Source organism: Arthrobacter sp. E1SS-5 (assembly GCF_057073715.1).
The window spans coordinates 2,766,537-2,780,426 of the sequence record NZ_CP172703.1; the positions used below are offsets into that span (position 1 = coordinate 2,766,537).

Here is a 13,890-nt window from a genome sequence, read left to right on the forward strand (position 1 = left end):
CCGGCCTAAGCCGGCAGCCACCTGACTGATTTAAAGCCTCCTACGAGACCACGTGCTTCAGCAGCCGGGGCAGGGAGTCTGTTTTACCGACAGCCAGTGAACGGGCGACGAGGGTGGCAGCGTTAAGCCGTGAGGTCGTGTGGAAAGCCGCAGCCCGTGCTGTCCGCTGCCAGCCGAGCTCACGGAAGCGGCGCGCCTGCCCTTCAAAGAATGCCCGCTCCTCATCAAAGCGCCGCCCGTCCAGGGCTTTCACGGAGGAGTCTGACGCCGAGTGGCGCCGGTAAAGGAATGCGAGGGTGGGGTCAACCACCATCGAGCCGTTTTCGGCGGCGATGTCGAGCAGCAGTGCGAGGTCCTGCACGACGTGCAGTCCTTCCGTGAAGCCGATGCGTCGGATCACGTCCGTTCGCCAGGCGAGAGACGGGAAGTAAGCCCAGTCAGCGCGCACGAGGCTGGTGGCCATCTTTTCGCCCTGGAGGAGAACCGGTTCCTTGGTGGTAGGCGCGTAGACCTTTTTTACGATGTCGACCAGGGGCGAGCAGGCACGGCCTTTCTCGTCAATCACTTGCACGCCGGGCTGGACCACGCTGGCTTGCGGGAAGGCCTCGAATGCCTTGGAAACGACGGACAAGTAGTTGGGCAGCATGATGTCGTCAGCACCCATAACAACCACGATCGGCGCATCCGCCAATTCCAGCGCCTTGCGGTAATTGCCGTTGGCACCGAGGTTCGTTTCGTTCTTCTGGTACGTCACCCGGGGATCGGAGATGGATTCGAACCAACGCTGGGGTTCCGGGCTTGGAAACCCGTCATCCACCACTATGAGGCGCCAGTCTTCAAACTGCTGGCTCATGACACTCTGGGCAGCAAGTTTCATCAGGTCGACATCCCCATAGTAGGGAAGCAATACGTCAATGGCCATGTGCCAGGTAGGTCCTTTTCTTGAATCAACACAGGTGGGATCTGTCTGCCCGGTAATGAGCACCCCGATAATGCTACCCCGTCACCGCTTGTCACCCTCGTCGGGCGTCTGGACAGACCACGGTCAGCGGGGGCGAATGGAAGGGCTCTACCAGCCAACGATAGACTGGGCCGTGCTGCCTGACAGTCCCCTCGCATGCGGGTCGGTCAATCCGGATAAGCGAAAAGGAACAGTGAGACGTGACGCTCCAGAGTGACGCCCGAGTGGTGGCCATTATTTCAGCATTCCACCCCCCTGAGGACCTGCCCGAAAGGGTTCTGGAGCTCAACAAGCAAGTGGCACAGACCGTGGTGGTGGACGATGGTTCCGACGTAAACCGCTCCAGCCCCGTATTGCAGGAGCTCGAAGGGATGGGCTGCTCGGTAATCCGGATGCCAGGAAATGTCGGCATTGCCGCCGCCCTCAACGCCGGGATCGATCTGGCGCTCAAGAACTGGTCCCCCGACTTTGTGTTGACCCTGGACCAGGATTCCGCGCTGGATCCCGGCTACGTCGCTGCGGCACTGGAGACCTTTGCAGAAGCCAAGGCCAAGGGAATCGAGCCGGGGCTCATCAGCGCCCAGTCGCACAATGGACTCAACGTTCCCCTGCTCACCCGAAGGGCGGAGTTTCCCGAGGCGTTCGATCCCCTGCAGTCCGGCGCCCTGATACCCGTCTCCACCCTTAAGTCCGTTGGCATGATGGACGAGCGGCTCTTCATCGACTGCGTGGACTCGGAATTCAACCTGCGCGTACGGTCGCATGGCCTTGCGACTTTAATAGGAAAAGGCTGCAATATGACCCACTCACTGGGGCACGCACAGCCGATGATGTTGTTCGGGTGGCACGTAACGGTTTTGGGCATCAAACGGCACGTCCACTCGCATGCGCCGTTCCGGGTCTATTACATAACCCGGAACAGCATTTACCTGTGGCGCCAATACGGTGCACGCTTTCCGGGCTGGCTCGTTCGCCGGCTCCGCTTCCAATTGGAAAGCGACATCTTCAGGCTGCTGTACGGCGCCAACCGCAAAGGCCAACTGCGCGCGCTCGCCCGGGGTTGCTGGGATGGCTGGACGGGACGGCTTGGGAAAATCGATCCTTCGCTGCAGGAACGGATCAGTTCATGAGCACAAAAGAGGCTGTCAGGGTATCTGTCTGCATGGCCACCTACAATGGCCAGGACTACGTTGGGGAGCAAATAGCGTCCATCCTCGACCAACTCTCGCCGGAGGATGAACTCATCATCGTTGACGATGCCTCCAAGGATGCAACGACCGACGTCGTCCGCAGCATCAATGATCCGCGCATAGTGCTCCTTCCGAGCCGGGAAAACCAGGGCTATGTTGCCAGCTTCGAGAAGGCTATCGCGGCGAGCAGAGGCGCCTACATCATGCTCTCTGACCAGGACGACGTCTGGATACCCGGGCGGCTGGACAAACTGCTGAAATCCCTGCAAACCAAGGCATTCGCGGCAAGCAACTTCACCGTGTTCGGCGGCCCTGCCAACAAACTGCAGAAAGTGCAATTGAAGGAGGCCGACAGCCGGCGGTGGCTATCCAACCTGGTCACCACGTGGATCGGCATCCGGCCCTACTACGGCTGCACCATGGCTTTCCGCGCCGACGCAAAACGGCTCATCCTTCCTTTCCCGCCGTTCTTGACGGAAACGCATGACCAGTGGATAGCAATCGTGGCGAACCTCAACCGGGAAATGGCACACGTGGAATCCGCCACCGTGGCACGCCGTTTGCACGAGCAAAATACCACCCCCAAATCGCGGCGGCCGGTTTCCGTTATTATCCGGGCAAGGATCATGCTGCTCCGTGCCTTCTTCGTTGCCCTAAGTCGAAAGCTCCAGACCAAATGACCGGTTTGCCTTCAACTCCGCCCTTGTCTGCCCAAACCTTTGCGGGATCATACGGAGCGGTGGCTCTAGCCGCCTACGAGCCTGATGAAGCGATGTTCGCGCGCCAACTTCTGTCCATCCAGGCACAGACGCATAAAGAGTTCGTATGCCTTATCTCAGTTGACGGCAACTTCGAACGGGTTCAGGACATCGTGAAGCGCACGTGCGGCGACGATGACCGTTTCCGCGTACTCGGTTACGACAACAGGCTCGGGTTCCATCACAACTTTGAGCGGGCGCTGCAGAAAGTTCCGGCGGAAGCCCGCTGGGTTGCCCTCAGCGACCAGGATGACTACTGGTATCCCCAGAAGCTGACCAAGCTATTGCCGTACCTGGACGATTGCGCGCTTGTGACCTGTCAGGCGCGGGTAGTGTCAGCGGAAATTTCAATGACGGATCCCGACCCAGCCAAAGGCGAGTTGACAGACCGGAAGAATGTTGGCGCAGCCGATCTTTTCGCCAACAATCAAGTCACCGGCTCGCTGTGTGCCTTTCGCCGCGAAGTCCTCGACTTGGCGCTGCCTTTTCCGTCCCTGGCTGCGCCGTCCCAGTACCACGACCACTGGATCGCACTTTGCGCCATGGCCGGAAATGGCATCCGGATCCAAGACTCCGTGCTGCAGGATTACGTCCAACATGGCGGCAACGTAGTCGGGGAATCCAGCCAGAGCCTTGTCGGCTCGGTCCGGAACACCTTCCGGTTCGTCCGCCGCTACGAAGGCAAGGCCTCCCCCCGGAGTATTTGCAGGATCATTTACAAGACGGGGCTGGGCTGGCGGACGCTAATGGCCCGTACGCTCCTGCAGCGTGGTCAGCCAGCGGGGCAACCCTTCCCGGCCGACCTGACCGAAGCCTTGGATGTATATGCCAAGCCCCGCAGCATACGGCTTGTGCAGCTTCTGGCCGGCGGTTGGCGTCGCAGGAACGTACCCATGATGAGGGTCCTGGAGATCCTGCTCGGCACCGTTGTCCGGCCTTGGTGCCGCTAGGGCCGGGAACTGAACTGCTTCTGTTTCTCGGGCGGCAGGGTGGCGAACAGGTCGCCCGGCTGGAGCGCTTCGGGCATGCGGACCATCCCATGGGCGAGGCCCCGTGCGGTGCTCGAGACCCAGAGCCGCTTGTTTCCAGCAATCTTGAACTGATGGAGCGCCAGTACTGACAACTCCGCAAGCCTGAAGAGCGGACGCTGAGTAAGCGACCACGGCCGAGGGTTGAGGCGGGTGATCCACAACTGGTTTCGCAGGTAGTAGTAAAGGCGCCCGCCCATGTCCTTTTTACCGGCGTTATTGGGGTGCTTCATGCGCGCCTCGACTATGTGGATGCCGAAGGAGGTACGGGCCAAGCGCTTGGTGTATTCAACGTCGTCAAACCAAATGAAGAAGTCTGCATAGGGAAGGGGCATCGCCGCCGAAAGCTTGAGATCGACAAGGGCTCCTACAAACGTGGTGTGCGTCAGCGCAATGCCCCCCAGCTTCCGGGCGACAAGCTGAGCATTCGCGTCTGTCGACACTGCTGGAAGGTTCCCTTGGACAACCGCTCCGGTCTCGTCTTCAACAAGCGGCGCGGCAAATCCTGGCCGCGGTTCGCTCTCCATCGCAGCAACGAGGGGCGCCAATGCATCCCTTCTGGGCTCGGCGTCGTCGTCCATCAACCAGGCGAGACTGTGCCCATGCTTCAAGGCAAGCTCAAGACCCCAAGCGAATCCGCCGGCCCCACCCAGATTCGCCCCGGTTTCAAAGAGTGTGATGCCTGGGTGGTTTTGCCGTACGTAATCGGCACTGCCGTCAGTGGAGCCATTTTCGACCACGATGATCTCATCCAGTGGCCGAGTTTGCTCCTCCAATGCCGTGAGGCACTTCTTCAGATAATCCAGTCTATTGAAGGACACAACTACGGCTGCTACGGACATGGACCATCCTGACTTTGCGGTGCGAGTTACCAATACAGCTTAGTGGACCGGCGTGGGCTTGCGGAGCGGCAGAGCCCTCGCTGCTCTAAGCTGGAGACTTTGGCGCTTAACCTGCGCCTGGGATCGAAAGGTTGGTCTAAGCGTCATGAAGGCAATCATGGCCGCCCTGTTTCGCATGGGTACCTTCGCTCTCACCGTTGGAGCAGGAACTGTCGTCGGTCTTCTCGCGATTCCAATCATCACGAGGGTGGTGGGTGCCGATGCGTGGGCGGTGCAGGTTCTCGTGCAGACGCTCGCAACCCTGTTTGGTGTCATCGTTGCTTTCGGCTGGGGAACAATAGGTCCAGGTCTTGTAGCCTCCCATGACCGCAAGGATCGGCCTCAGCTTTTTTTGGACTCGCTCATTACCCGCACCTACCTCCTGCTCGCGGTGGCTCCTGTCATGATGGTCGTCCTGGCAGTGCTGCGCCCCCGGGAAGCTGTGTTTGTTTCCATCGCTTCAGCCGCCTACCTCATGCCATTCGTCGGAGCTTCCTGGTACTTTGTCGGCGAGGGCAGGCCCATGAGGCTGTTCCTCTTTGATGCCCTTCCCCAGCTGCTCGGTACGGTGGCAGGCGTGGGCGTTCTGGTGATGACCGGGGATTTCACGTTACTGGTCATCACGCAATTGGTCTTCAACATTTGCGCTGTTGTGATCAGTTCCAGTGTGATACTTCGGGATGGTCGCGGCCAACTGGTGCCCAACTTTTCCCCGCGGAACTCTTTCCACCAAATGGCGCAGCAGCGGCACGGGGTCATCACGGCAGCCACTGGAAGCTTCTACGTCAACCTGCCCATGGTGGCGGTGAATATGGTAATTCCCGCGCAATTGGCGAGCTACGCCATCGCAGATCGTCTTTTTCGCTTCTCGGTCACGGCTTTCTCCCCGGTTCTGCAGTTCGTTCAAGGTTGGATTCCGGAGGCGGGTACTGGCTCCACGACCCATAGGATCAGACGGGCGGCGCAACTTGCCCCAGTACTGGGGATTGTCGGTGGTTCTGTTCTCGCGGCGGCAGGACCCTGGGCCGCTCAGCTCTTGGTTCCTGGACCAAACAATTTCGGCTTTAACCTGAGTGTTCCCGTTGGTATGAGTTTTGCAGCCGTTGCCGTGTCACAAGTCATTGGGCTTGCATGCCTGGTACCCATTGGCAAGGCCAGGGAGTTGGCGAGGTCAACTTTGGTTGGGGCCGTTCTTGGCACCCCATTAATCCTGTTGGGGGCAGCAAACTTTGGTGTGGCCGGAGTGATCTGGGGAATGGCAGTTTCGGAAGTGGCGGTTGCCGCATTCCAGGTTTATGTACTCCAGCGTTATCTTCGTAGATAGCGACAAGTGGCGCCCCACCCATGGTCCGGGAAGGCCTCAAACAGTGGGCCGGAACGCTACTTTGAGGACCAATCCTCAAACTTCCGCTGCCAGCACTAAGGAGCAGGGCACAGGTCAAGCCTGTAGAGCTTGGCTTCACCCTGTGAGTCCTCGAGCGTGGCCAAACCTGCAGCTATGAGAGCGTCCAGTCCTTTGTAGCCACTGTCCCGGCCGTGTACTTCACGGTGCCCGAAGTCGAGGATGTACTCGATCTTCAGGCTTTCTACCGTGGGGCACACGGCAGGATCGTCCTTGGAAGGGACAGGCCCGTTGAGTAGCGGCGCTGCGCCTTGCGGAACAGCACTTAGGATGTGCAGCTGGACGAGCTTGCGGTCAGCGAAGGCGTAGGCGAGCGAGCTGCCATTCCAGGGATTCCCGACCATGAGGGCATCTTTGGGTACTTCTCCGGGCAGGCGTTTGATGAGCGCCAGCTCATCAGTGGAGACCAGCGGCGAATTCTCCGACAACCGATAGGATCCTGCCATCGAAGCTTGCGCCTGGCTGACGTTGCCGCGTTGAGTGGCCGCTGCCAAAGCCACAACCATGACGATCCCCGCAGCGGTGAGGAGAACCGCGGGACGCAGCCTGTTCCTCGTGGTTGCCCCCTCTAAGGTTTGGCTTGGCCGCCTCTTGTTCAGGAAGCCGGCAGCCAGCGCCAGGGCGGAGGACAACCAGCACCAGACCTCGACGGCGCCCCTGCAGGCCAGCGGGATGGTCACCAATGGCAGGAGTGCGGCCAGGCGTGGCGGGTCGTTGTACCAGATACCGGTGAGAGACAGCCGGAAGTCGTCCGCAGGAAAGGAACTGACGACGACGAAGAGAGCTGCCGCGACAAGGTAAGTTCCCAGCAGCCATACCTTGCGGCCGGAACGGATGATCAGGTAGACGCCAAGGAGCGTCAGCGCCATGACGGCCCATGCAACAGGGCGCCCGATCGCTGAGCTGGCAATCAGTTCCCCGAGGGCCTGGCCCGTCGTCTCCACCGGTGGCCAGAAGGCAGCCTCCGCAGGGGGACGCACGACGTCCCACAGAAGGCGGATCAGTACGACGGCGGCAATGAGAGCCAGCCCCAAGGCGGCCGACACCATCAGCCGCCCCCTGCCCCTCCGGGACCTGATGGTTTCCGCGAAGACGCGGACGTAGACGTAAAAGGCGGGAGGCAACATCAACGCAAGCCAGGCCATGGCGGCGCTGGGATGGGCGAGGGCCATACCGGGAAGAACAGCCAGCAACAGAAGCAGGCTCATAATCCTGGAACCGTAGGACACGGCGGACAAGCCAAGGGCGTCCACTCCCAGGGCCAACACCAGGGGCAGCAGGGCCACCGCCAGGAAATTCGGGTAGAGGACTCCGAAATCCAGGAGGGAGATGGGGAACGCGCCAAAGGCGGCAGACAGCACACCTGCCGTGATGCTGACCGCGGGACGGCGTCCCCAGAACGTCTGCGCGAGATAAATGCATCCAAGCGGCCACACCAGGGCAGCGACGATGATGTTGACGGCATTCACCGCCGACGTAATTTCCCCACCACCGGCGCTCACGAGCAGGGACACCACGTCGTGCCATGCGGCGGGATACGACCCCGCACCTGTCATGGCGTTGAGGGTGAGGGAGGAACCGGACCCAGTATCGAGAATGTACCGTACCGCATTCAAGTGGAAGACGTTATCGAAGGTCTGCGAGAACGACTCAGGCGACCCGATGGCGTTCAGGAGCCTGCGCCCTATCAGGAATGCTGCCAAGGCTGCTGCCGCTAAAGATGCGACGATCCAGTGGCGCGGCCTGTCGTCAGCAGCAAACTCAACCGGTTTGGCTCTCTTTCGAAGCAAAACGGAAGCTGCAAAGGCTACTGCGGCCATCCCGATGGTTACCGCCACCACCGGCAACAGCGACCACGTGACTCCAACAAAGGGTGCGGCGATGGCAGCCACACCGATGACAGAGACGCTAACGCCCGGAGCTGCCGCGACCGCCCGCGGTGTGCCAAGCCGCGCAGCCAAGCCAACGGCAAGTCCCGGAATGAATAGCAGAGCCACTGCAAGGAGAAACTGCGGTACTGCGTCAAACCAGGACAAAAATCCTCCGAAAAGTTGTCGGCACGCCAGCCGAAGCGGCACCTCGTGCCGCTGTGGTCAATCAAAAAGTGAACGCAACCGTTGCCCTGCTGCGGACAACGCCCGTCAGGCCCTCAGAATCGAGACGGCCTCATGGATGGGTCCATCGAATTTCACGTTACCGTGCTCCATCAGGATTCCCCGGTCACAAATGCGGGAAACGAGGTCCAAGTCATGGCTTACCACAACCAGCGTCTTTCCCTCGTGCGCCAGTTCCTGGATCTTATCGATGCATTTGCGCTGGAAAGGCTCGTCACCCACCGCGAGGATCTCGTCGATCAGGAAGACTTCCGGGTCTGTGTGCACAGCAACCGAAAAAGCCAGGCGCAGGTACATCCCGGAAGAATAGAACTTGACCTCGGTATCGATGAACTGGCCGATCTCGGAAAATTCGACAATATCGTCGAACCTCTCCTTGATCTGCTGCTCGGTCATTCCCAGGATGGCACCGTTAAGGAACACGTTGTCCCGCCCGGAGAGGTCGGGGTGGAAGCCGGCACCTACTTCGATGAGTCCGGCAACCCGGCCCCGCGTCTTCACCGTTCCGGTGTCGGGAAGCATTACTCCCGAAATATGCTTGAGGAGAGTGGATTTGCCTGAACCGTTCAGGCCCAGGAGCGCCACAGTCTCCCCTGCCTCGACGTCAAGAGATACGTTTTTCAGGGCATGGAACTTTTCGGAAAGATCCCCCTTGCGCCCTTTTATCAGCCAAACGACGGCTTCCTTGATAGACCGTGTGTGGCGCAGGACAAACTGCTTGCTGATATCCGAAACTTCAATTGCCTTGACCACTTAGAGCTCCTGCGCGAAACGGCCCTCAAGGCGCCGAAAGGTGAATTGGCCCAAGAGGAGGATGACCAGCGCCACGCCCAGTCCCACAAAGAGCCAGAGACTGAAGAGATTCGGCGGCATGGCCACGGATCCGTCCGTTGTGGGGAACCAGAACGCATAATGAAAAAGCTCCACCCCGATAGTGATCGGGTTTGCCTGGTAGACGGCGAACCACCCGGCACCAAGCTTGGCCTGGACCATGGACCATGCATACATCACGGGGGAAGCCCAGGTGGCGACCATCAGGAGCATGTCCACCAGGTTCTCCGAATCCCGGAAGTAGACGTTGGCCGCCCCGAACAGGAGACCAAGTCCAGTGGCGAGCAGAGCGACGATAACGAAACCCGCAACCGCAGCCAGCAATTGAATGAGGTTGGGATGCCAGCCGGCCAGGACACACCCGATGACCAGCACCACCAGCTGTGGGAAGAAGTGCACAGCCGACACCCAGACCGAAGCAACGGGGAAGAGCTCGCGCGGAAGGTAGATCTTCTTGATGAGGTTTCCGTTATTGACTATCGACCGCGCAGCGTTGCCCAGGGCCTCGGTGAAGAAGTTGATGAGAACAATGCCGGAGAACAGGTAGACCGCATAGTTTGAAAGCCCTTCCGGGTTCCGCGCGCTCCGCTCAAGGCCGAGGAAAACCCCCAAGGCCACATAGAAAACAATGAACTGCACCCCTGGCTTCACGTACGACCAGAGAAGGCCCAGCACAGAGCCCCGGTAACGCACCTTGAGTTCCTTGCGGACCAGCAGCTTGAGCAGGAACCCGGACTGCCTGATGTCGCGCAGCCCACCGCCCAGCCCGGGAGTGGTCAACTCCCCGGATGCGATTGCGCTCACTTGATCTCGTTCTGGGTGTGTTGCTCGAACGTCTTCCTCCAGGACTCCATGGAGGTCAGCTCGGAAACGGCGGCTTTGTACTTCTTACTGAGAGCAGGCCACTCCTTCAGCAGGGCAGAGTGGAGCTTGGCGCTTTCGGCCAGCATCTTCCGCAGCCGCTGGGGATCACGCCGGTACCAGGAGGCCCCTGTCCCCTCGGCATTGGACACCACGGCACTGTCATACTGTGCCATCCGCCACCACCGGTTGTCCTGGTGCGCAATTGTCGTTTGCGGGCGCTCGGCGCTGGTGCCCTTGACCGGGCTCGCCAGTTGCCTGACAACGGTCTTTGCGGCCCAGGGAAGGAGCGTCAGCTTGCCCGGCTGGGAGGGGCCGTGGCCGCGGCGTGGCGGCTTATCCATCTTCGGCGCAGGGAAGTCCTCCGGGTCTGGCCGGAAAACAGCGTCAGAGTGTGCAGACATCATGTCGCGGATCTGCGGCAGCTTGGCAGACAGCAGCCCTGGCAGGGCATCCGGGCCCTTCAGCACATCTTCCAACGCCCACTGCCGGCCCTGCGCAGTGGCGTACTGCATTGAGACGAGGTGCTTGACGTCGGCGTACTGCGACTCCTTGATGACCCTGCCGCCGAACTCGTAGGGGCTGTGAAGGAGCGCGGCGACCACCCTGTTGCGGGCGTGGAAGTAGGCCTGCCAGCCAACAAGGTCGTCCTTGTCGATCCATGAAACATGCCAGACAGCCGAGCCGGGCAAGGACACTGTCGGGTAGCCGGCGGCCTTGGCCCGCAGCCCGTACTCGGAATCGTCCCACTTGATGAACAGCGGGAGTGACAGTCCGATTTCGCGGATTACCTGGGTGGGGATGAGGCACATCCACCAGCCGTTGTAATCGACGTCGCAACGCCGGTGCAGCCAGGGGGTCTGGCGAAGGTTGGACGACAGGAAGTCGTGACCCAGGATCATGTCCTCGCTGGGGAGCGATGGCTGGAACCTGTAAGGATTGACCACCTCGCCGAAGGTGTGCAGCACGGTGCGGTTGTAGAGGTCGAACATATGACCGCCGACGAGAGTCGGCGTCTTGCACCGATCCGCGAAAGTCAGCAGTCGAATGATGCTCTCCGGTTCGACAACCACGTCATCATCCATCAACAGGGCGTAGTCGCTGCCGTTCTCTACGGCTTCAAACATGCCGCGGGCGAACCCGCCCGAGCCACCCAGATTGGACTGGTTGATGATGCGCAGCTTGCCGTTGAGGGACCGCTTAACTTCGTCGAAGCCTTCTGCGTCGGCAAGCTTCTGCGTCCCCTGGTCCACAATCAGAATTTCCTGCACGTGGGCAAGTGCTTCTTCGCTTTCCGCAAGGAGGCGCAGGTTGTTCAGGCAGAAGTCCGTCTTGTTCAGCGTGGTGATTTGGAGCGTGACGGACCCCGGAGTTGTTTCAACCGCTGCTCCCTGCCACTCGGCGTCGAGCATGATCAACGGCTCTGTACCAGCGAGCAAGTCAAACCAGTACCATCCGCCATCACCGAAGGGTGCGAGCGAAAGCTCAAAGGTGCTTTCCGCCGTGCCTTCAACCCTGCGGGTGTCCACCCGCTGCAGGGACCCGCGCGCATTCGACTTGTACACGATGACGGAGCCGGTCCCTTGGGTCCGGACCTGCAGCCTGACCTTGTCCACGGTGGTCCACCGCCGCCAATAGCTGGCCGGGAATGCATTGAAGTAGGAACCGAAGGACACCCGCTCGCCTGAGCGGACAGACGTTGAGTGGCGTGAAAGGAAGTCTTCCACGTGGGCTTCCTTGGTGGGGCTGCTGATGGTCCGGGCCTTGCTGGCCTTCCCGTCACGGTCCCCGGCAGTAGGCAGTTGGATACCGGTAGCGGTGCCCATGTCCATGTACAGGGGAACCGTATCCATCTGGCTTGCACTGGGCAGGATCACGCGTTGAAGCGTCTGCCACGCCTGCGGGCTTCCCGCCCGGTCAGACTTCACGGACTTCTTCGTCTTGTTGTCGGTAGGGACGCTCATGCGTCGACTCCCCCGCTTTCAAGCTGTACGCCGCTTTCGAAGTGCGGCCTGATCTTGTTATCGAACATGCTCAACGCGGCTCCGATGGCCATGTGCATGTCCAGGTACTTGTAGGTGCCCAACCGGCCACCGAACAGAACATCCTTCTCTGCCGCTGCCAGGTCGCGGTACTTGAGCAGGCGCTCCCTGTCCGCGGAGGTGTTGACAGGGTAGTAGGGCTCGTCGCCCTTTTCGGCAAAACGGGAGAACTCGCGCATGATGACCGTCTTTTCGGTCTGGTAGTCGCGCTCCGGGTGGAAGTGGCGGGGTTCGATGATGCGGGTGTAGGGAACATCGGCGTCGTTGTAGTTCACAACGGACGTGCCCTGGAAGTCACCCATCTCCAGGACTTCTTCCTCGAAGTCGATGGTGCGCCAGGACAGGTCGCCCTCGGCGTAGTCGAAGTAGCGGTCAACAGGGCCGGTGTAGACGACCGGGATGTTGCCCACAACCTTGTTCTTGCTGTACTCGTGGGATTCGTCGAAGAAGTCCGTGTTGAGCCGCACCTCGATGTTGGGGTGCTCCGCCATCTTTTCGATCCATGCGGTGTAGCCGTTGGTCGGCAGGCCCTCGTACTTGTCGTTGAAGTACCGGTTGTCGTAGTTGTAACGGACGGGCAACCGGGAGATTATGCCCGCCGGAAGGTCTTTGGGGTCCGTCTGCCACTGCTTGCCGGTGTAGTGCTTGATGAACGCTTCGTACAACGGGCGGCCAATGAGCTGGATGCCCTTGTCATTCAGATTTTGCGGGTCCGTTCCGGCCAGTTCGCCGGCCTGTTCCTTGATGAGGTCCCTGGCCTCGCCGGGGGTGAGGTTGGCCCGGAAGAACTGGTTGATTGTGGCCAGGTTGATCGGCAGCGAATAGACCTCGCCCTTGTGGACGCCATAGACCTTATGGACGTAGTCAGTGAAGGTGGTAAACCTGTTGACGTACTCCCACACCCGCTCGTTGGAGGTGTGGAAAAGATGGGCGCCATACCGGTGGATTTCAATCCCGGTCTGCTCTTCCTTTTCGCTGTACGCGTTTCCGCCGATGTGATGGCGACGGTCGATGACGACGACCTTCAGGCCGAGCTCAGTGGCGGCCTGTTCTGCGATTGTCAGGCCAAAAAAGCCGGACCCTACGATGACGAGGTCAGCGGTCACAAAATCTCCTGGTTCGAATGCGGGCAGCGCAATGGTGCGCATTGTCTGCTGCTCTAGCCTACCCGAGGGACTGCACAGGCCGTCGAATCAGCCCGTCGGCTGTGAGCCGGGACACAGCCGTCCGTCAGGCAAGGCGCAGTGTCCCGTCGTCTTCGATGTAGGCCTCCCCCGTCCCGGGGCAGATCCACTGCCCGCCCTCCTGCCGGAGCGGCTGGCCGGCCCTCCCCACCCAGCCAATACGACGCGCGGGTACCCCGGCAACGAGCGCAAAGTCCGGCACGTCCTTGGTGACGACGGCGCCTGCCGCCACCGTGGCCCACGCGCCAATGGTAAGGGGTGCTATGCAGACTGCCCGCGCCCCGATAGCGGCCCCCTGCCGGATGGTAACACCCACTTTGTTCCAGTCGTCCTCGGTCTTGAGGGCGCCCTGGGGGGTAACAGCGCGGGGAAAGACATCGTTGGTCAGCACCGCTGCCGGACCAATAAAGACACCTGCTTCCAGGACTGCGGGCTCGTACACCAGCGCGTAATTCTGGACCTTGCAGTTCTCCCCCAGGACCACCCCAGGCCCGATATAAGCGCCGCGGCCGATGACGCAGTTCTCCCCCAGGCGTGCTGCCTCCCGCACTTGTGCCAGATGCCACACCTTGCTGCCTGCCCCGATACGGGCTCCGGCATCAACATCCGCGCTGTCAGCGATCGTGGTCAAGGGGACT

General features: G+C 60.6%; 12 protein-coding genes. 4 read left to right on the forward strand and 8 right to left on the reverse strand.

Annotated elements, in window-relative coordinates; genetic code table 11:
• Positions 1-40 precede the first annotated feature (40 nt).
• Positions 41-922, reverse strand: coding sequence for a glycosyltransferase family 2 protein (locus ACIGJD_RS12860; RefSeq protein ID WP_483686516.1), 882 nt, complete (start codon positions 920-922; stop codon positions 41-43).
• Positions 923-1,161: 239 nt separating this feature from the next.
• On the opposite strand from ACIGJD_RS12860, the gene ACIGJD_RS12865 reads away from it, so the two are divergent.
• From ACIGJD_RS12865 to ACIGJD_RS12875, 3 genes are read left to right on the forward strand one after another with little or no spacing between them, the layout of a single operon-like run.
• Entirely contained in the window at positions 1,162-2,091 is a 930-nt protein-coding gene (locus ACIGJD_RS12865; RefSeq protein WP_483686517.1) for a glycosyltransferase, read from the forward strand.
• A complete protein-coding gene (locus ACIGJD_RS12870) occupies positions 2,088-2,831 on the forward strand; it encodes a glycosyltransferase (protein ID WP_483686518.1) in 744 nt (247 codons plus the stop codon). The genes ACIGJD_RS12865 and ACIGJD_RS12870 overlap by 4 nt, the downstream gene beginning before the upstream one ends.
• Before the next feature lie 23 nt (positions 2,832-2,854).
• Complete coding sequence (locus tag ACIGJD_RS12875) at positions 2,855-3,859, forward strand: glycosyltransferase (protein WP_483686519.1); 1,005 nt, start codon at positions 2,855-2,857, stop codon at positions 3,857-3,859.
• Here ACIGJD_RS12875 and ACIGJD_RS12880 read toward each other — a convergent pair.
• Complete coding sequence (locus tag ACIGJD_RS12880) at positions 3,856-4,779, reverse strand: glycosyltransferase family 2 protein (RefSeq protein ID WP_483686520.1); 924 nt, start codon at positions 4,777-4,779, stop codon at positions 3,856-3,858. The genes ACIGJD_RS12875 and ACIGJD_RS12880 overlap by 4 nt on opposite strands.
• A gap of 145 nt (positions 4,780-4,924) precedes the next feature.
• Here ACIGJD_RS12880 and ACIGJD_RS12885 point away from each other — a divergent pair, with 145 nt between their 5' ends.
• Positions 4,925-6,142: a lipopolysaccharide biosynthesis protein gene (locus ACIGJD_RS12885; protein WP_483686521.1), complete on the forward strand. Its 1,218-nt coding sequence runs from the start codon at positions 4,925-4,927 to the stop codon at positions 6,140-6,142.
• A gap of 95 nt (positions 6,143-6,237) precedes the next feature.
• Here ACIGJD_RS12885 and ACIGJD_RS12890 read toward each other — a convergent pair whose 3' ends face one another.
• The 6 genes from ACIGJD_RS12890 to ACIGJD_RS12915 form a co-directional block, all read right to left on the reverse strand.
• Entirely contained in the window at positions 6,238-8,298 is a 2,061-nt protein-coding gene (locus tag ACIGJD_RS12890; protein WP_483686522.1) for a DUF6541 family protein, read from the reverse strand.
• Between the two features lie 63 nt (positions 8,299-8,361).
• Positions 8,362-9,087, reverse strand: coding sequence for an ABC transporter ATP-binding protein (locus tag ACIGJD_RS12895; RefSeq protein ID WP_142133299.1), 726 nt, complete (start codon positions 9,085-9,087; stop codon positions 8,362-8,364).
• Positions 9,088-9,969 carry an ABC transporter permease gene (locus ACIGJD_RS12900; protein ID WP_483686523.1) on the reverse strand — a complete coding sequence of 294 codons (882 nt, stop codon included), beginning with the start codon at positions 9,967-9,969 and terminating at the stop codon, positions 9,088-9,090.
• A complete protein-coding gene (locus ACIGJD_RS12905; RefSeq protein WP_483686524.1) occupies positions 9,966-11,990 on the reverse strand; it encodes a glycosyltransferase in 2,025 nt (674 codons plus the stop codon). Before ACIGJD_RS12905 ends, ACIGJD_RS12900 begins: the two co-directional genes overlap by 4 nt.
• Positions 11,987-13,174, reverse strand: coding sequence for a UDP-galactopyranose mutase (glf, locus tag ACIGJD_RS12910; RefSeq protein ID WP_483686525.1), 1,188 nt, complete (start codon positions 13,172-13,174; stop codon positions 11,987-11,989). The genes ACIGJD_RS12905 and glf overlap by 4 nt, the downstream gene beginning before the upstream one ends.
• A gap of 124 nt (positions 13,175-13,298) precedes the next feature.
• Positions 13,299-13,883 carry an acyltransferase gene (locus ACIGJD_RS12915; RefSeq protein WP_483686526.1) on the reverse strand — a complete coding sequence of 195 codons (585 nt, stop codon included), beginning with the start codon at positions 13,881-13,883 and terminating at the stop codon, positions 13,299-13,301.
• Between the last annotated feature and the right edge of the window lie 7 nt (positions 13,884-13,890).

Excerpts from the sequence above, each read along its gene's own strand:
- ACIGJD_RS12860 (WP_483686516.1), bottom strand. The coding sequence starts at position 922 with ATGGCCATTGACGTATTGCTTCCCTACTATGGGGATGTCGACCTGATG.
- ACIGJD_RS12870 (WP_483686518.1), top strand. The coding sequence starts at position 2,088 with ATGAGCACAAAAGAGGCTGTCAGGGTATCTGTCTGCATGGCCACCTAC.
- ACIGJD_RS12880 (WP_483686520.1), bottom strand. The coding sequence starts at position 4,779 with ATGTCCGTAGCAGCCGTAGTTGTGTCCTTCAATAGACTGGATTATCTG.
- ACIGJD_RS12885 (WP_483686521.1), top strand. The coding sequence starts at position 4,925 with ATGAAGGCAATCATGGCCGCCCTGTTTCGCATGGGTACCTTCGCTCTC.
- ACIGJD_RS12905 (WP_483686524.1), bottom strand. The coding sequence starts at position 11,990 with ATGAGCGTCCCTACCGACAACAAGACGAAGAAGTCCGTGAAGTCTGAC.